At 61.7% G+C, this 17,095-nt stretch carries 15 protein-coding genes and 1 tRNA gene; 5 read left to right on the top strand and 11 right to left on the bottom strand.

What is annotated here, in order from left to right; all coding sequences use genetic code 11:
* The first annotated feature begins 152 nt into the window (after positions 1-152).
* Positions 153-638: a CarD family transcriptional regulator gene (locus tag DW892_RS08600; protein WP_006235480.1), complete on the top strand. Its 486-nt coding sequence runs from the start codon at positions 153-155 to the stop codon at positions 636-638.
* Positions 639-740: 102 nt separating this feature from the next.
* A complete protein-coding gene (locus tag DW892_RS08595) occupies positions 741-1,340 on the top strand; it encodes an HD domain-containing protein (RefSeq protein WP_117637809.1) in 600 nt (199 codons plus the stop codon).
* Between the two features lie 59 nt (positions 1,341-1,399).
* Here DW892_RS08595 and DW892_RS08590 read toward each other — a convergent pair whose 3' ends face one another.
* Complete coding sequence (locus tag DW892_RS08590) at positions 1,400-2,686, bottom strand: glutamate-5-semialdehyde dehydrogenase (RefSeq protein ID WP_117766927.1); 1,287 nt, start codon at positions 2,684-2,686, stop codon at positions 1,400-1,402.
* Between the two features lie 112 nt (positions 2,687-2,798).
* Between DW892_RS08590 and DW892_RS08585 the strand changes: the two genes are divergently transcribed.
* Positions 2,799-4,217 (top strand): alpha/beta fold hydrolase, encoded by a 1,419-nt coding sequence (locus DW892_RS08585; protein WP_117766925.1) that lies wholly within the window; start codon positions 2,799-2,801, stop codon positions 4,215-4,217.
* Between the two features lie 261 nt (positions 4,218-4,478).
* Here the strand turns inward: DW892_RS08585 and proB are convergent, their stop codons facing one another.
* The 5 genes from proB to DW892_RS08555 all read right to left on the bottom strand — a co-directional run bounded on the left by proB (position 4,479) and on the right by DW892_RS08555 (position 8,943).
* On the bottom strand, positions 4,479-5,606 hold the full coding sequence (gene proB / locus DW892_RS08575) for a glutamate 5-kinase (RefSeq protein ID WP_117766921.1): 1,128 nt from the start codon (positions 5,604-5,606) through the stop codon (positions 4,479-4,481).
* 79 nt (positions 5,607-5,685) lie between these two features.
* Positions 5,686-7,191 (bottom strand): nicotinate phosphoribosyltransferase, encoded by a 1,506-nt coding sequence (locus DW892_RS08570; RefSeq protein ID WP_117641006.1) that lies wholly within the window; start codon positions 7,189-7,191, stop codon positions 5,686-5,688.
* Between the two features lie 84 nt (positions 7,192-7,275).
* A complete protein-coding gene (locus DW892_RS08565) occupies positions 7,276-7,716 on the bottom strand; it encodes a hypothetical protein (RefSeq protein ID WP_117635034.1) in 441 nt (146 codons plus the stop codon).
* Positions 7,717-7,780: 64 nt separating this feature from the next.
* Positions 7,781-7,853: transfer RNA gene (locus DW892_RS08560), tRNA-Ala, on the bottom strand.
* A 151-nt stretch (positions 7,854-8,004) separates the two neighbouring features.
* Positions 8,005-8,943, bottom strand: a complete 939-nt coding sequence (locus DW892_RS08555; protein WP_117641031.1) for a radical SAM protein — start codon at positions 8,941-8,943, stop codon at positions 8,005-8,007.
* A gap of 525 nt (positions 8,944-9,468) precedes the next feature.
* On the opposite strand from DW892_RS08555, the gene DW892_RS08550 reads away from it, so the two are divergent.
* Together DW892_RS08550 and trpS are read left to right on the top strand one after the other, a co-directional pair.
* Entirely contained in the window at positions 9,469-10,668 is a 1,200-nt protein-coding gene (locus tag DW892_RS08550; protein WP_117641032.1) for an MraY family glycosyltransferase, read from the top strand.
* 161 nt (positions 10,669-10,829) lie between these two features.
* Positions 10,830-11,879, top strand: a complete 1,050-nt coding sequence (gene trpS, locus DW892_RS08545) for a tryptophan--tRNA ligase (protein WP_089572045.1) — start codon at positions 10,830-10,832, stop codon at positions 11,877-11,879.
* A 385-nt stretch (positions 11,880-12,264) separates the two neighbouring features.
* Here the strand turns inward: trpS and DW892_RS08540 are convergent, their stop codons facing one another.
* The 5 genes from DW892_RS08540 to pckA form a co-directional block, all read right to left on the bottom strand.
* Complete coding sequence (locus tag DW892_RS08540) at positions 12,265-12,585, bottom strand: MGMT family protein (RefSeq protein ID WP_089572047.1); 321 nt, start codon at positions 12,583-12,585, stop codon at positions 12,265-12,267.
* A 79-nt stretch (positions 12,586-12,664) separates the two neighbouring features.
* Positions 12,665-13,519, bottom strand: coding sequence for a DegV family protein (locus DW892_RS08535; protein ID WP_117641033.1), 855 nt, complete (start codon positions 13,517-13,519; stop codon positions 12,665-12,667).
* Between the two features lie 119 nt (positions 13,520-13,638).
* Positions 13,639-14,088, bottom strand: coding sequence for a MarR family winged helix-turn-helix transcriptional regulator (locus DW892_RS08530; protein ID WP_022093866.1), 450 nt, complete (start codon positions 14,086-14,088; stop codon positions 13,639-13,641).
* 172 nt (positions 14,089-14,260) lie between these two features.
* On the bottom strand, positions 14,261-14,980 hold the full coding sequence (locus DW892_RS08525) for a B3/4 domain-containing protein (protein ID WP_117641034.1): 720 nt from the start codon (positions 14,978-14,980) through the stop codon (positions 14,261-14,263).
* A gap of 227 nt (positions 14,981-15,207) precedes the next feature.
* Positions 15,208-16,878, bottom strand: a complete 1,671-nt coding sequence (pckA, locus tag DW892_RS08520) for a phosphoenolpyruvate carboxykinase (ATP) (protein WP_187365016.1) — start codon at positions 16,876-16,878, stop codon at positions 15,208-15,210.
* Between the last annotated feature and the right edge of the window lie 217 nt (positions 16,879-17,095).

Here is a 17,095-nt window from a genome sequence, read left to right as displayed (position 1 = left end):
TGCCGAAAATGCATAAACATGTGCATGAGCTGCTCGGAATATCGAATACTCTTACCTATCGGAGTTGTGTGCTTTTCCTGCATAAAGTAATGGTTTGCGCACGTCAACGTGGTATTCTAGACATACGCAAATTCGTATAAGTTGGAGGTAGCATGTTCTCAATCGGTCAACACGTCATTCATCCGGGCCAGGGAGTCTGCACCGTCGTCGGTTTTAGGGACGACACGCCGCAGCCCATGTTGTTGCTCGAGACCAAGCAGGGACATGCGCAGACGATTCTCATGTACCCCGTGGCGCAGGCCGACCGCCTACATGCCGCCATCTCTCAGCAGGATGCCGAGCACCTGCTGAGCCACTACGACGAGCTGGAGTGCGACACCTTTACCGAGCGCAACAGCTCGCTTGAAGAGACACACTTTAAGCAGCAGCTCAAGCTGGGCGCGCCCGAGACGGTCCGTGTGGCCAAGACGATGATGCACCGCATCCGCCAGGCCGAGGAAGCTGATAAAAAGCCCAGCTCCTACTACATGCGCGTACTCAAGGAAGCCAAGCGCCGCTCCATCGAGGAGTTCGCCGTGGCCCTGGGCGTCACCGAAGAGGCCGCCGAAGCCCGCCTAGCCCAAGCCGCCCTCAACTAACCTGTCAAAAACCACCACAAAGGGGACAGGCACCTTTGTGGTGGTTTTCTTGTTCTAGTAGTATTCAATCTCATCGATACCCACGAGCACAAGGAGTCTGTTATGGCAGAGACGCTTACCGCCGGAATCACCCGCGACCGCGCATTTGAACTGCTCAACGAGCACAACAAGGATCCGTTCCACATCACCCACGGCGAAACGGTCGAGGGCACCATGCGCTACTTTGCGCGCGAGTTCGACCCCGAGAACGAGGAGTTCTGGGGCATCGTCGGCCTGCTCCACGACCTGGATTGGGAGGAGCATGAGGACGACCCCATGAACCACACCATCTACGCTGCCGAGATCCTCGAAGGCGAGGGTGCCTCTCCTGAGCTCATCCGCGCCATTCAGTCGCACACCTCTGATTTCAACACCTCGCTGCCCAAGCCCGAACTGCAGATGGAGAAGATCCTGTTTGCCTGCGACGAGCTTACCGGCCTGATCGGAGCCGCGGTTATCATGCGCCCGAGCAAGAGCGTCATGGACTTTACGACCAAGTCGCTCAAGAAGAAGTTCAAGGACAAGCGCTTTGCCGCCGGATGCTCGCGCGACGTGATTTCGCAAGGCGCTGAGATGCTGGGCTGGGAGCTTCCCGAGCTCTTTGACCGCACCATCGCGGCTATGCAGTCCTTCGCTCCCGATCGCGACGCCTTCCAGGCCTAGCACCAAAACCACCACAAAGGGGACAGGCACCTTTGTGGTGGTTTTTGTTTGCGTGGGCGTTAGGGGCGGACCTGACCGGTGCCGCGAAGCTTGTATTTGTAGGTGGTGAGGGCCTCGGCGGCAAAGGGTCCGCGGGCGTGGAGCTTTTGGGTCGAGATGCCAATTTCGGCGCCCAGGCCAAACTCGCCGCCGTCGGTAAAGCGCGTGCTAGCGTTAGCGTACACGGCCGAGGCATCGACCTCATCCAAGAAGCGCTCGCAGGCGTCTGCGTCCTCGGCGATGATGGCCTCGGAATGCATGGTGCCATAGCGGTTGATGTGCGCGATGGCCTCTTCCTCGTTCGCCACGACCTTCACGCTCATCTCGAGGGCCAGATACTCGCGGCCCCAGTCCTCCTCGGTTGCGGCAACGTAAGCATCGCCCTCGGCAAGACCGGCGGCAACGCAAGCGGCACACGTGGCCTCATCGCCGTGAATCAGCACATCGTGGTCGTGCAGCACGGCAACGACCGCAGGCAAAAACACATTGGCCACAGCATGGTCGACCAGCAGCGACTCGGCGGCATTGCACACGCCTACACGCTGGGTCTTGGCATTAACGATAATGTTGAGCGCCTTATCAAAGTCGGCGGACTCATGCACGTAGATGTGACAGTTGCCCGTGCCCGTCTCGATCACCGGCACGAGAGACTCGCGCACGCAGCGCTGGATCAGGCCTGCACCGCCGCGCGGAATGAGTACGTCGACAATACCGCGGAGCTTCATGAGCTCGCCAGTGGCCTCGCGGTCGGTGGACTCGATCATCGACACGGCCTCGCGCGGGAAGCCCTTGGCCTCGAGCGCATCGGCCAGCAGCTCAGAAATCATGGCACACGAGTGATAGGCCAGCGAGCCGCCGCGCAGAATGCAGGCGTTGCCGGTACGGATGCAGATGCCCGCGGCGTCGGCCGTCACGTTGGGGCGCGCCTCGTAGACCATAGCGACCAGGCCCAGCGGCACACTCACACGGGTCAGGTCCACGCCACTTGCAAGCACGCGGTGGTCGAGCACGCGGCCCACGGGATCGGGCAGCTCGGCGAGCTTTTCCAGGCCGGCGGCCATGCCCTCGACGCGCTCGGGCCTCAGCAGCAGACGATCGAGCAGTCCGGCCGAGGTACCCGCATCGCGCGCGGCGGACATATCGAGCTCGTTGGCGGCAACGATGGAGTCGATACCGTTGCGCAGCGCTGCGGCCATGGCGCGCACGGCCTCCTGGCGCTGTTCATCGCTCGCCGTGGCAAGCGAGGCCGACGCTGCCTTGGCGGCAACGGCAAGATCGTGGACATACGTGGCTATATCGACCGACATGGGCGGCCCTTTCTCCTAGAAGTTTGCAACCATGGTAGCCGATTTGCGCATGGCCTCGCCCGCGGCGGTAGAATTGGTCAACCCGAAACACCGCAACGAATGGAAGCATTACATGGCCCTCATCACTTCGTACCACGTCCCCGGCCTTTACGTCGAGGACCACAGCATCGACGTCCCCCTTGACTGGCGCGGCCTGGAGCCGATGCTCCTGGCCGTCGGCAGCACCATGCGCCGCGGCGCTATGCCGGCGCCCATCGCCGGCGCGCACGAGAGCATCAAGCTCTTCTACCGTGTGGTTTGCGCGCCCGACCGCATCAACGACGATCTGCCGCTGCTCCTGTTTTTGCAGGGCGGCCCCGGCGGCGAGAGCCCGCGTCCGCTGTCGCCCACAAGCGACGGCTGGATCGAGGAGGCCGTCAAGCACTTCCGCGTGGTCCTTCCCGACCAGCGCGGCACCGGACGCAGCAGCTGCGTGGACGGACGCACGATCAAGGCACTGGGTGATCGCGCAACGGCCGCCGGCGCCGATACAGCACGCTCGCAGGCGGACTTCCTCAAGCGTCACCTCGCCAGCTCTATCGTGCGCGATTTTGAGTACCTGCGCCTGGTAGGCTTTGGCGGCAGGCCCTGGGTCACACTCGGGCAGAGCTACGGCGGCTTTTTGACGCTGAGCTATCTGTCGCTCTTCCCCGAGGGCGTGGCGGCAAGCTTTACCTGCGGCGGCATCCCCCACGTGCCGGCGAGCGCAAGCGAAGTCTACGCGCACACCTTCCCGCGCATGGTCGCCAAGACGCAGCAGTATTACGACCGCTACCCTGCCGACGTCGAGCGCGTGGCAGCCCTGGCCGATGCGCTCGAGGCTCAGAAGCCCGTGCTGCCCGACGGCTCGCCGATGACGGTCGAGCGCCTACAGCTCATGGGCAGCGACTTTGGCATGAAGCCGAGCTTTGAGCGCATGCATTGGATTATCGATCACGCTTTTGTTGACGGCGACGGCACGCTGACCTGCGGCACCTCGGTATCCGACAGCTTTTTGATGCGCGCCTTCGAGCGCACCAACACGCGCACGAATCCGCTGTACTGGACGCTGCAGGAGTTCATATACGCCGACGGTGACACCATGCCCATTGGCTGGGCCGCGGCTGAAGAGAAGGCACAGCGCGCCGAGTTTGACACCCTCGCGCGCCCGCTCATGTTTACCGGCGAGGCCATGTTCCCGTGGATGTTCGAGCAGATGCCCGAGCTCAAGCCCTTCAAGCCCGCCATGGACCTGCTGATGGAAGACACCAGCTGGGACAAGATCTACGACCCGCAGCGACTGGCGTGCAACGAGGTGCCCCTGCAGGCCGCGGTGTATTTCGACGACATGTACGTCGACTCGGGCATGCAGCTCGATACGCTCAGCCGCGTGGGTAACTCGCATGCCTGGGTGACCAACGAGTTCGAGCACGACGGTCTACACGGTAGCGTGGTGTTCAAGCACCTCTTCAACGAAGCCCTCAACCGCGGAGACCTGCGCCAAATCTTCTAGCAAAGGAGCGTCCCCACCTGCCGGCACAAAAGAAACATCCCCAAGTGCCGAACAAGTGCCGGCAACGACAATGCCGCAGGTAGAGGACGGAAAGCGAAAACGCCCCTTAGCAGTGGCTTTAAATCGTAGGTCGAACAAAAGAAGCGAGCGCCGCCCAGAGCGAACAAGTTGGCATGAAAAAGGCGAGGCATAGACCTGATGGTCATGCCTCGCCTTTTGAATGACAAATTGTCGCTCTGGGCGGCGCGCAGCGTCGACCCGTTAGGCGAAGACGATTAGATTATCCCTGTGTATCGCGGGCTTCTCGGCCAGGTCTGCGAGCAGGCGGTTGCTGGCGATCTGGTCCTGGCGGCGACCGGCAGCAAGCTCCAGCACGTCCGAATCGGCTTCGGCGATACCGCGGGCGACGACCATACCGCTCGGATCGCACACATCGAGCACATCGCCCTCGGCAAACTGGCCATCGACCTCGCGAATACCCACCGCAAGCAGGGAAGAGCCACGGCTGACCAGCGCCTTCGCAGCACCATCATCGACCGTCACCGAGCCATGTGCCTTGTCGCCCAGCGCGATCCACAGCTTGCGGGGTGCGATGTCCAGACGCTCCGCCGGCGGATCGAACAGCGTGCCCACGCTCTCGCCGCGGGCGAGACGCACGAGCGCATCGGGCTCCTCGCCCGAGCAAATCACGCTCTGAATGCCCGCCGTCATCAGGATGCGGCTCGCGCGGATCTTGGTAATCATGCCGCCCGTGCCCACCGATGTGGAAGAATCGCCCGCCGAGGCAATAATCTTGGCATCGATCTTATGCACGACAGGAACAAACTCGGCCGTGGGGTCTTCATGCGGATTGGCAGTATAGAGACCATCGATGTCCGAGAGCGTCACGCACAGATCGGCAGAAACCAGGCAGCTCACAAGCGCCGCCAGCGTGTCGTTGTCGCCAAACTTGATCTCATCGACGGTGACGGTATCGTTCTCGTTGACGACCGGCACCACACCCAGCTCCACCAGGCGAAGCAGGGCGTCGCGCGCGTGCAGGTAGGACGTGCGGCGCGCCGTGTCGTGACGCGTGAGCAGCACGAGCGAGGTGAGCAGGTCGCGCGCATGGAACTCCTCGTCGTAGGCCGACGAGATGATGCACTGACCGGCCGAGGCGCAGGCCTGCAGGCTCGGCAGGTCACCGACCGGCTTGCGGTCGAAGCCCAACACGGGATAGCCACAGGCGATAGCGCCCGAGCTCACCACAACCAGACGCCAGCCGAGCTTGCGCAGCGCTGCGGCCTGATCGGCAAGTCCGCCGATAAAGGCGCGGTTGACCTTGCCATCGGCACCCACCACCGTGGACGAACCGATCTTTACCACCATCGTTTTATAAGAAGTCGTCATACGTCAAACCAATCAACTGTTCAGCGAACGGCCGAGCCGGCGGCCAGGGAAGCGTGACTCGCCCCTACCGCCCAAGGAATTAGTGGGCCCAGGGAAAGGCAGAGGCCGCGGCCATGTTCTTACGCACGAGCTCGTCGCGCACCTGAGCCAGGCCCTGCTCCATACCCACCACATAGGTCTGCGGGTACAGGAAGCGCTTGAAAGCTGCGTCCAGATGGTCGAGCGCCCAAGCACAGCGCTCGCGCGCGTCCTGGATGCTCTCACGCGGAGCCACCGCACTGCCATCGCGCACGATCGGCACCAGCAGCTCGCGATACTCAAGTTCGGACACGTCGGTCACCAGGGCGGCATCGTTCACGGCCACAAGGGTATTGCCGCGCGCGGCGCCCTCCCCTGCCAGATGGTCCTCGTCATAAATCATGTCGCAAACCGGGCCGCCAAAGCCGTCGTAATAGCGTCGTACGCGCTGAACACCGGGAATTGTGCGCTTGTAGGGCTGCTCGGAGAGCTTCACCACCGGCGTCCACGGGTCCGTCTCACTCGCACGGCGGGCGGAAAGCTTGTACACGCCGCCCAGCGCCGGCTGGTCATAGCAGGTCGCAAGCTTGGTACCCACGCCAAAGCTATCGATGGGCGCGCCCTGGTCGAGCAGTGACTGAATCGTGTACTCATCCAGATCGTTAGAAACCGAGATCCCCACATAGGGCAGGCCCTCGGCATCAAAACGGCCACGAACATACTTGGAGAGCTTGGCGAGGTCGCCCGAGTCAATGCGAATAGCCGACAGACGCTCGCCCACCGCCTCCATCTCCTTGGCAACCGTAATGGCATGCTCGCAACCCTCGCGTACGTCGTAGGTGTCGATGAGCAGCGTGCAGTTCTTGGGACTCGACTTAGCAAAAGCCCGGAATGCCTCGAGCTCGGAGTCGAAGCTCATCACCCAGCTGTGCGCATGCGTGCCAAAGACGGGAATACCGTAGCGGCGGCCGGCGAGCACATTGGACGTAGAGGAGCAGCCGGCAACGTAGCTCGCGCGCGCGACGGCCAAGCCGCCATCGGGACCCTGAGCGCGGCGCAGGCCAAACTCGGCAACGGGACGGCCGTCCGCCGCCAGCACCACGCGCGCCGTCTTGGTGGCGACAAGCGTCTGGAACCCAACGATGTTGAGCAGCGCCGTCTCAAGCAGCTGGCACTCCAGCGCGGGGCCGGTGACGCGAACCATGGGCTCGCGCGGAAAGACGAGCTCGCCCTCGGGCACGGCGTCGATGTTTACATGCGCACGAAAATCGCGCAGGTAGTCGAGGAATCCAGGCTTGAACATCGCGCCGCCGGCCGGGGCCTGGAGCGAGGCGAGGTAGTCGATGTCCTCGGGCGTAAAGCGCAGATTCTCGACCAGCTCGGGCAGTTCGGCGGTGCCGCACATGACGGCATAGGCGCTGCCAAAAGGATGGTCGCGGTAAAACGCGGTAAAACAACCCTGCTCATTGGCCTTGCCGCTCTCCCACAGGCCCTGGGCCATAGTGAGCTCGTACAGATCGGTGAGCATTGCAATGTCGGTGGGATGCGAGATGTCGGTCAAAGCCATGGGGCGACCTTTCGGATGCGTTATGCAGAGGTTGAGGGTTGGAAAAGGGCAGAGTGTTCGGGCATGGCACCCAGCGCGAATGGGCTAGAGCAGGCCCATACTGGTCAGGATCGTGTAGCCCATAAAGATGACAAACGCGATGAGGGCAAGGACAATGATGATTTTTTGAGCCGGCGCCATGCCAGGGATCTCGTTCTCGCCCGTAGGCTCCTTGGAGGTGACCATGCGCTGGGCAAAGGTCATCTCGTCACGGCTCGGCTTGGGCTCGACGGACTTGGAACGAGCGACCTTTTTAGGCTGAGGTTTAGGTGCGGTGGGCGCGGGCTTCGCGGCGGCGGGCTTGGGCGCGGGGGCGACGTTCGCGGCGGCCTCCTCGGCCTTCGCACGCTCGGCACGCAGGGCGGCCAGCTCCTCACGCTCGCGGCGTGCCTCTTCCTGGGCCTCGCGACGAGCTTTCTCGGCGCGGAGCTCTTCCAACTCGGCGCGTTCCTCGGCAGACAGTGGTTGGGACTCAAGCTTGGCCATGGTACAGCCCTTTCTTTTAAAAAAAGCCGCCGACACAATGTCAGCGGCTTATCAAATCCAAGGGTGGAGACGAAGGGAGTCGAACCCTCGGCCTCTGCCATGCGACGGCAGCGCTCTCCCAACTGAGCTACGTCCCCAAGACAAGTTGATATTTTACCTACGGCTCGCCAACTGTCAACGCCCAATACCCAGTCTTTTTGGGACGCGGCTATTTTGACAACTTTTCGAGCAGGCGATCCTCTCGATGATTTTTTAATCCCCGTCCCAGAAAAATCATCGGCGAGCGCACTACTTTGCGCTGGTGAGGACGCCGGTGGTGTCGAACGCCGGGGTGAAGCTCTCGTCTACCGCTCCACCTTCTTGCCAAAACATCGTCGTAAAGCCCAGGTCGTCGGCATGGTCGAGCACCTGCTCGTACTCCTCGCGCGTCACGGCGCGCGCCAGGTCGCCGCCTTGTTCGCGCATGAGGGCATTGGGCGTGTACTGGTTCATGACCGAGATCGGCACGTCGCCCATCGTCTGCCACACCAGGTCCAACACGCGGCACGAATCGTCCGCATGCCCCGGCAGCACCAGATGACGCACGATTATGCCGCGCTTCATGAGCCCGTCCCCGTCTACCAGCTCTCCCCCGCGGCGCTCAATTTCGCGCGCCATCTGGGCCAGACCCGACACAGCCACGCGCGGGTAGTCCTTAATATGAGAAAGCGACTGCGCAAGCCCCGCGTCGGCATACTTAAAGTCGGTAAGCCACACGTCGACCAGATCGCCGAGCGCTGCCACGGCACTCGCCCGCTCATAGCCGCTCGTGTTGTAGACGATCGGGATGTCCAGCCCGCGCTCCCGAGCTGCGGCAATCGCGGCAGGCAACAGGTGCGCATAGTGCGTCGCCGTCACCAGGTTGATGTTATTGGCGCCCTGGTCCTGCAGCTCCAGCATAATCTCGACCAAACGCTCGGGCGAAATCTCAAGACCGAAATTGCCCGTCGAGATCTCGTGGTTTTGGCAGTAGATACATTTGAGCGAACAGCCGCTAAAGAAAATCGTACCCGAGCCGGCCTCGCCCGAGATAGGCGGCTCCTCCCACATATGAAGCGCTGCGCGGGCCACCTTAAGCGTGTTGTCGGCGCCGCACACGCCACGCGTGCCCTCGTCGCGCGCCGCACCGCAACGGCGCGGACACAAATGGCAGGCGGGCGAAAAAAGTTCGGTCAACGACGTCGGCATAAAAACATGCTCCAAAACAATGATTCAGCAGCTCAAACGTAAAGGGACCAACCGCACAGACGGCTCGAGCCCAAGGCGCCGTAATCGTCCGACACGATTTTTATAATGTCAAGACTGGAATCGACAAAGTGCCGCTTTATGATGTAGGTATTCCGCCCCCCGCGGAGCAACTGGGTGAACCGTCGCGTTTATTTAGGGAGCCCACACAGTCGTACCTAGTACAGGTATCCTTCGTTGTTAAGGACGCTGGAACAGTCGATGAGGGCACCCACCTGTTTTAGGTGGGTTCATTTTCGTAACGTGGGGGGTGGTTTTCATTTGCCGAAAACCACCATTACAGCCCATATGGATCCCCGCCGGTATCCCGACAAGCCATCGACAACATCCCAATATCTGGTAAGCGCGTGATTATCGCTGCATGCAATTCCATGCACCCCCCGTGGTCGAGTATCATGGTTCGGCTATGCCCTTTGCGCATGGCGTTCTTCTGACCTTTTCCTTCGACGCTTGGCGGTTTTTAGATTCATGGCTTCATCCCCGAGCTACATTCCGTACCTATGCGTGGCAGCGGCGGCCTTTATCACGACCTTCCTCATGGTGCCCCTGGTCAAGCGCTTGGCAATTAAGCTCGACGCCGTCGACTATCCTTCCAAGCGCCGCATCAACACCAAGCCCATCCCGCGTTTGGGCGGAACGGCGGTGTTTTTGGGCCTGGTCGTTGCCTGTATTGTGCAAATCCTAGGCACCTGGCACCTAGGCTGGCCGCCCGTCCTAGTGCCGCACCCGCGCCTCCACATTAGCTATCCCATGCTGGCACTCTCCTTTACCGTCATCTTTGCGACCGGCGCTATCGACGACGTCATCCAGCTCAAGCCCAAGCAAAAGCTGGCCGGTCAGGTCCTCGCCGCGCTCATCGCCTGTATCGGCGGCCTGCGGATCGGCGTCATCGTCAACCCGTTTGCCCCCGGCGAGATCATGCTCGGATGGCTCGCCTACCCCATCACCGTGATCTATCTGGTGGCATTCACCAACATCATTAACCTCATCGACGGCCTCGACGGCTTGGCCACGGGCATCTGCGGCATTGCGTCGTTCACCATGTTTTCGATGGCCGTTCTCTCGGGCCGCATCGACGCCGCCGCGCTCTCCATTGCGCTCTTTGGCGCCTGTCTGGCCTTTTTGCGCTACAACTTCAACCCCGCAAGCATCTTCTTGGGCGACTCGGGGTCGCTGCTTCTGGGCTTTGCACTGGGCTCCATCTCGCTACTCAACGTGAGCCGCACCGCCGCGCTCACCTCGCTTATCATCCCGCTCATCGTTGCCGGCGTGCCCATCATCGACACGTTTAGCGCCATCGTGCGCCGCAAGCGCGCCCACATTAGCATCGGGCAGGCCGACAAGGGCCACATCCACCACCGCCTGATCCAAGAGGGCTACAACCAAAAGCAGGCTGTGCTGCTCATCTATGCCTGGTGCATTATGCTTTCGGCCGGCGCCGCCGCGATCAACCAGGTCGAGGTGCCCATGCGCGTGCTCATCTTTACCGTGCTCGCCATTGGCTCGGCGGCCTTTGCCAAGCATCTACATCTGTTTGAGCCCGTGCTGCGCCACCATTACAACAAGCGCACGCACGAGGATGAGCTCGTCACCCCCGACGACCCCGCCTTTAAGCAGGAGGAGCAGGCAGCCGAGGAACGTAAGGAAGAGCGCCACCACAAGCTCTAGGGTAAGCTGCCGAGAATGTGCCAAGGCGCCGCCGGCCAAACGCGCAGCCACGCCGCGCCCATCGCACATGCCGCCGCTCTCCCGCCCCTCGCGTACTTACGCCCCGACCCTCCAATAAACGCGTTATCATCTTGACCCATGAACATACGTTAGGAGCAATCATGCCAAACGAGAACAGCTACGAAGTCGCGCTGCAAAAGAGCAACGCCATTCGCGAGGGCCTGGCCAAAACGCCCGAGAAGTTCACCATGCTCACCGGCGACCGCCCCACCGGCCGTCTGCACCTGGGTCACTACTTCGGCACCCTCAAGGGCCGTGTTGAGCTGCAGAACATGGGCGCCAAGACCAACGTGCTCATCGCCGACTACCAAGTCATCACTGACCGCGATACGACCGAGCACATCCAGGACAACGTGTACAACATGGTCATGGACTACCTTGCCTGCGGCATCGACCCCGACAAGACCATGATCTACGCGCACTCCGCCGTACCCGCCGCAAACCAGCTCATGCTGCCGTTCCTGTCGCTGGTCTCCGAGGCCGAGCTGGCGCGCAACCCCACGGTCAAGGCCGAGATGGAGGCCTCGGGCCACGAGCTCACCGGCCTTCTGCTCACCTACCCGGTGCACCAGGCCTGCGACATCCTGTTCTGCAAGGGCAATGTGGTGCCCGTCGGTCGCGACCAGCTGCCGCACATCGAGCTCACCCGCACCATCGCCCGCCGCTTTAACAACCGTTACGGCAAGGTGTTCCCCGAGGTCGACGCGCTGCTGTCCGAGACCCCGCTGCTGCCCGGCCTGGACGGGCGCAAGATGAGCAAGAGCTACGGCAACGCCATTAACATCTCGATGACCGCCGAGGAGACGGCCAAGCGCATCAAGAAGAGCCAGACCGACTCCGAGCGCATGATCACGTTCGATCCCGAGAACCGCCCCGGCGTGTCCGGCCTGCTTTCAACCGCCGCCATCTGCACTGGCCGTTCCGAGGTCGAGATTGCCGAAGAGATTGGCATGGGCGGCTCCGGCCAGCTCAAGAAGTACGTGACCGAGGCCGTCAACGAGTACTTCGCGCCGATCCGCGAGCGTCGTCAGCGCTACGAAAACGACCTGGACTATGTGAAGGACGTGCTGCACGAGGGCAACCGTCGCGCCAACGAGATTGCCGAGCAGACCCTGGCCGAGGTTCAGGACGCCATGGGCATGGTGTACTAGATCGATCTGCTGGCTAGAACTTTCGATTGCTATAGGGCGGGCGCTAGTGCGTCCGCCTTTTTTGGTGCCCGACCGGTTCGGCTCTGCCCATTGCACTCCCCCGACAAACAGGAACAGGCCCGCTGGCAGTTAGTTGCCAGCGGGCCTGTTCCCGAAGTACACCGTTGAATCGCACAGAGGGGAGGAATGCGAATCAAACTCAACAGGGCAGGCTTTTTCATCGCCTATTGCCTGCTCCGTTGCTGAATACAATATAGTTCACCGTGGTTTACTTTGTAGCGTCAATATGTTCCCCCATAGCTTCTCCATAAGTTAGCTCAGGTAAACTAGAACCACCACAAAGGGGACAGGCACCTTTGTGGTGGTTTTAACCACGGCAGAGCCGCTAGAGCCCTGCAGGCCAGCGACAGGCGGCCAAGTCGACGTGCATGTCGTCCTTAAACGCCACACCCTCCCCTAGCAAAAGCTCACGTTGAGCATCGGGACCGCCAAAAGCAAAACCATCGCATATGCGGCCATCGGCAAACACCACGCGGTGACAGGGAATCTCGCCGGGGCGCGGATTGCCATGCAGGGCATACCCCACGTACCGCGCACTTCGTGGACGTCCAGCAAGCAGCGCCACCTGACCATACGTGGCGACCATCCCCTCGGGAATCTGCTCGACCACCTCGTACACCCGCTCAAAAAAGCCCTCAGACGCCATTGCTCGCTCCCTTCCACCCGGAATAGCATAAACCACCACAAAGGTGCCCGTCCCCTTTGTGGTGGTTTTGGCAGGTGGGCTAGTTAACGGGCTGGAAGAAGGCTACGGCTACGGCGCCGGGGCCTACATGGGTGCCGATGGTGGCGCCGATGGTGTGAACGGGCAGTTCGCCCTCGGTGTGGCCAGCCCACAGTGCCGCGCTGTCCTCGATATACTTCTTGAGCACCGCATCCGAAAGGCCCGTATAGCCGAGCGCCAGCGGCATGGAAAAGTCGATGCCGCCCGCCTTTTCGACCTTCTGGTTGAGCAGGTTACGTCCGTTCTTGGAACCGCGCGCCTTGCCCAGCTGCACGATCAGACCGTCCTCGGCAGCCACCACGGGCTTTACGTTGAGCAGCGTACCCACGGCACCGGCCGCAGCAGACAGGCGACCGCCGCGCACCAGGTACTCCAACGTCTCGAGCAGGCCGATGACGACCACGCGGTCGCGCACGGCCTCGACAGCCGCCGCAACCTGAGCCGCGCCCTGGCCCTCGTCCACCAGGCGCAGCGCATACTCGACCAGCACGCGCTCGCCCAAGGTCACGTTATTGCTGTCCACGACGAACATGTCGCCGCCCGGCGCCTCGGCAAGTGCCGTACGAGCACTCTGGTTGGTGCCCGAGAGCTTGGCTCCCACGGTAATAATCACGGCCTCATCGCCGGCCTCACGCGCTTCGGCAATCGCCTGCGAAAAGGCGTACGGGTTGACCTGACCGGTCTTGGGCAGCTCATCGCGCTCCACAAGCATCTCGTAAAAGCGCTGGTGATCGATGTCGACGCCATCCATATACACATCGGTGCCAAAGGTGACGGACAGCGGCAGAACACGCAGAGCGGGGTGCTCCGCCGGCGACATATCGCTTGCGGAATCGGTAATAATGCGGACGGACATAACGAATCCTTTCTTGCGCAGGTCTCGCGCAGGGAATTTTGACAGCAATGTCCCGGCACGGCGTACGCGCTCAAACGGGACGATGCAGTTCTTGGCTGAAAGCTAGCGCCAGCGCGGCTCTAGATCTCGCGCAGGGTGTTGAGGATCGTGCGCAGCGATGCATACATCTGCTCGCGCTGCTCCACGCCCATGGCCTTGCCGGTGGTATCGAGCACCTCGCGAATGATGCGATCGGCCTCGCTCATGCTCTCGCCGCCCAGGGCAGTCAGGCGCACCGGAGCACGATACTTGACGGCCGCATCACCCGAGTCGTCAACCTCGACGTAGCCGCCCTCCTCCAGATGTGCCAGTGTGCGCGAAACGGCGGCACGGGTAACGCCGGCCATGCGGGCGAGGTCGGCGCCAGTCAGGCCGTCCTTGCTGCGCTCAAGATAGTACAGGCACATAACGTCGGAGCCCTTGAGGCCCAGCCTTGCGCCTTCGGACGTCTTGATACGCTGAATCTCCTTGTAGAGGCCGCTGATCAGTCCGACAAAGTCCTCAAAACGTGTCTCGTCGTTCTGCTGCATGGTGACGACCGCCTTTCGCTTACATGATGCTAACGGGTAAACATCTTAGCCGCACAAGGCAACACCCGTACCCAAATATCCCATTTGTTAACCCATCAACATAAAAACCACCACAAAGGGGACAGGCACCTTTGTGGTGGTTTGGGGCATCGAGTTTGATCCGCAGACTTCGCTACAGCCCCACGCAAGGATTGTCGCGGGTCACAAGCGTTTTAACGACAACCGTCGCTCCCAGATAGCGCTCGAGCAGCTCGGCTAAGCGATCGATCGCGGCCTGGCAATCCCCCATCCGCTCGGGCTCCACGCACTCAATCGCCAGGAAAGCATCGGCCGAATCATCGGACAACGCCGTTCGAACGCCATCGCGCCAGTTCCAGCAGCGGCATACGGCGCCCGCATCATCGATGTAGGCGAGCTCGCCGGGCAGCGTCGGGTCATCTGTCTCCTCGCCAAGCGGCAGAAATGAATCGCCACCGTCGGTCACCTTCAGGCAAAGGTCTCCCTCAATCGCGTGCAAATCCTCGCCGCCTACGGGCAGCGCGTAGGACAGCGACACCGTGTTGTAGATGTCCACCGCGGGCGTAATGTGGCCCACCGGCTTTCCTTTGAGCACGCGCTTGAGCAGGTTCTCAATTGAGCAACGCGCGCCCTTCTTGGTCTTGAATAGGCGATATGCCTCGCGCCATGCCTTAACCGGCGCATTCTCGCTGATGGTATCACTCGTCAGGTGACGCTCCGCATCGATATTGGCGCGGTCGAGCAACGCGGCAATCGCATCAACGTCCTCTTGAGGAATCTGAGCCGCGGGCTTCATGCCCTTTACGACCACAACACCGACAGCCGCCTGCGGAAATAGCTCCCAAAACGAATCCTCGGCAACGAAACTCTTCATGTGCTCTCCCTTCATAGCATGCGCCCGAGCCCGGGTGCCTAAACAAAAAGCGCCCTTACGACGGCCACCTTCAAAGTCCTACGGTGCCGCCACAAGAGCGCTTACGCTGCCCCCATCCGGAGAAGGGGGCGATATGTCAGGCGTATTGTAACCCGAGTCATTCGCCCAAGCAAAACCGCCACAAAGGTGCCTGTCCCCTTTGTGGCGGATATGGACTCGCGGCGACGCTAGTGTCGGAGTCCCAGCAGGCCGCGGCCGCGATGACGGGCGTCGGCGTGCACCTGAGCGTGCGGACCGGCGGCCTTCACGGACTCGGGCAGGTGCGAGTACTTCTTCTCGAAGTTCTCCTCGAACATCACGGCCAAGTTGTGCGCCGCCTCGTCGTAGCGCGCGGTGCTCTGCCAGTACTGGCGCGGCACCAGGATGCCGTCGGGCACGCCGTGGCACGTGGTGGGAATGTCAACGTTAAAGATATCGTCATGCACGAATTCGCTGTCCTCGATGGTACCGTCGAGGGCGCGGGCCACCAGGGCGCGCGTGTAGGCAAGCTCGATGCGATGGCCCACGCCGTAGCCGCCGCCAATCCAGCCGGTGTTGACCAGGTACACACGCGTGCGGCCGTCGGCGATGCGCTCACCGAGCATCTTGGCATAGACCATGGGGTCGAGCGGCATAAACGGCTCGCCAAACAGCGAAGAGAACGTGGGCGTGGGCTCGGTGACGCCGACCTCGGTGCCGGGGATCTTGGCCGTAAAGCCCGTCACAAAGTGATACATGGCGGCGTCGGCCGTCAGGCGCGAGATGGGCGGCAGCACGCCAAAGGCGTCGCAGGTCAAAAACAGCACGACGCTCGGAGTGGTGCCCATGCCCTTGGTCCACGCGTTGGGAATGTGCTCCACAGGGTAGGCCACGCGCGTGTTGTGCGTGACCGAGACGTCATCGTAGTTGGGCTTGCGGCTCTCGTCGAGCACCACGTTTTCGCAGATCGCGCCAAAGCGGACGGCGTTGAAGATCTCAGGCTCGTGGAACGCGTCCAGGCCCTCGCATTTGGCGTAGCAGCCACCCTCGATGTTGAAGATGCCCATGTCGGACCAACCGTGCTCGTCGTCGCCGATCAGCAGCCGCGTGGGGTTGGCCGAAAGCGTGGTCTTGCCGGTGCCCGACAGGCCAAAGAACACCGCGGTCTCGTGCGTGACGGGATCCATACTGGCCGAGCAATGCATGGGCAGCACGTCGTCCTCGACGGGCAGCAGGTAATTCATGACGCTGAAGATGGACTTTTTGATCTCGCCGGAGTAGCCGGTACCCGCGACCAAAATCACGCGCTCCTGGAAGTTGATGACCACGGCGGCGCTGGAGTTGAGGCCCTTGATGGCGGGATCGCACTGGTAGCCCGGCGCGGCGAGCACACAGAAGTCCGGCTCGCCGGTGCGCGCGATTTCGCGGGCAAGCGGGCGGGCGAGCATCTGCTTAATGAAGAGTGCCTGGCTGGCGCGCTCGCAGGCGACGAGCAGTCGGCGCGTGTGGTTGCGGTCGGCGCCGGCCATGCCGCGGGTGACGAACACGTCGCGCTCGTTGAGGTAGTCGACGATGCCGGCCTTGATGGTCTCGTAGCTCTCGATCGAAAGCGGTCGGTTGACGGCGCCCCAGGCGATCTTGTCGTGCACGTCGGGCGTGTCAACGATAAAGCGGTCATTGGGGGAACGACCAGTGCGCTCCCCCGTCTCGATCACCAGCGCGCCGTTGGATGCCATGCGGCCTTCTTCGCGGCGGATAGCGTGCTCGATGAGCTCCGCGGCGGGTAGATCGACCAGCAGACGGGGCTGATTCTCGGCGGGATCTTCGACCAGCGTAATACCAAAGTTGGACAAAACATCTGCAGGGGTAACACCAGGCATGGGGCCTCCTTTAAAAACGCGACACGAGGACACGACGCGCACTTTACTCACGTAAAGCCCGTTGTACCCGATATGCAAAAACGTTTTTGCGGCAAGGGCGGCAAGCCCGCCCAACGGTCAAAAATCGCAGGCAAGCGGCCTAGTCATTGGGGACGTTTTTAAACGACTAATCGTTGGGGACACTCTTGAACAGGCAACAACCAAGGAGCGTCCCCGG

The sequence above is a fragment of the Collinsella sp. AM40-7AC genome, assembly GCF_003468125.1.
Lineage (GTDB): Bacteria > Actinomycetota > Coriobacteriia > Coriobacteriales > Coriobacteriaceae > Collinsella > Collinsella aerofaciens_O.
Note: the sequence above shows the minus strand (reverse complement) of the source record. Positions and strands in the feature narration are given on the sequence as shown.

Excerpts from the sequence above, each read along its gene's own strand:
- DW892_RS08565 (WP_117635034.1), bottom strand. The coding sequence starts at position 7,716 with ATGGCCAAGCTTGAGTCCCAACCACTGTCTGCCGAGGAACGCGCCGAG.
- DW892_RS08525 (WP_117641034.1), bottom strand. The coding sequence starts at position 14,980 with ATGAAGAGTTTCGTTGCCGAGGATTCGTTTTGGGAGCTATTTCCGCAG.
- DW892_RS08555 (WP_117641031.1), bottom strand. The coding sequence starts at position 8,943 with ATGCCGACGTCGTTGACCGAACTTTTTTCGCCCGCCTGCCATTTGTGT.
- DW892_RS08590 (WP_117766927.1), bottom strand. The coding sequence starts at position 2,686 with ATGTCGGTCGATATAGCCACGTATGTCCACGATCTTGCCGTTGCCGCC.
- DW892_RS08530 (WP_022093866.1), bottom strand. The coding sequence starts at position 14,088 with ATGCAGCAGAACGACGAGACACGTTTTGAGGACTTTGTCGGACTGATC.
- DW892_RS08550 (WP_117641032.1), top strand. The coding sequence starts at position 9,469 with ATGGCTTCATCCCCGAGCTACATTCCGTACCTATGCGTGGCAGCGGCG.
- DW892_RS08570 (WP_117641006.1), bottom strand. The coding sequence starts at position 7,191 with ATGGCTTTGACCGACATCTCGCATCCCACCGACATTGCAATGCTCACC.
- DW892_RS08595 (WP_117637809.1), top strand. The coding sequence starts at position 741 with ATGGCAGAGACGCTTACCGCCGGAATCACCCGCGACCGCGCATTTGAA.
- proB (WP_117766921.1), bottom strand. The coding sequence starts at position 5,606 with ATGACGACTTCTTATAAAACGATGGTGGTAAAGATCGGTTCGTCCACG.
- pckA (WP_187365016.1), bottom strand. The coding sequence starts at position 16,878 with ATGCCTGGTGTTACCCCTGCAGATGTTTTGTCCAACTTTGGTATTACG.
- trpS (WP_089572045.1), top strand. The coding sequence starts at position 10,830 with ATGCCAAACGAGAACAGCTACGAAGTCGCGCTGCAAAAGAGCAACGCC.
- DW892_RS08585 (WP_117766925.1), top strand. The coding sequence starts at position 2,799 with ATGGCCCTCATCACTTCGTACCACGTCCCCGGCCTTTACGTCGAGGAC.
- DW892_RS08535 (WP_117641033.1), bottom strand. The coding sequence starts at position 13,519 with ATGTCCGTCCGCATTATTACCGATTCCGCAAGCGATATGTCGCCGGCG.
- DW892_RS08600 (WP_006235480.1), top strand. The coding sequence starts at position 153 with ATGTTCTCAATCGGTCAACACGTCATTCATCCGGGCCAGGGAGTCTGC.
- DW892_RS08540 (WP_089572047.1), bottom strand. The coding sequence starts at position 12,585 with ATGGCGTCTGAGGGCTTTTTTGAGCGGGTGTACGAGGTGGTCGAGCAG.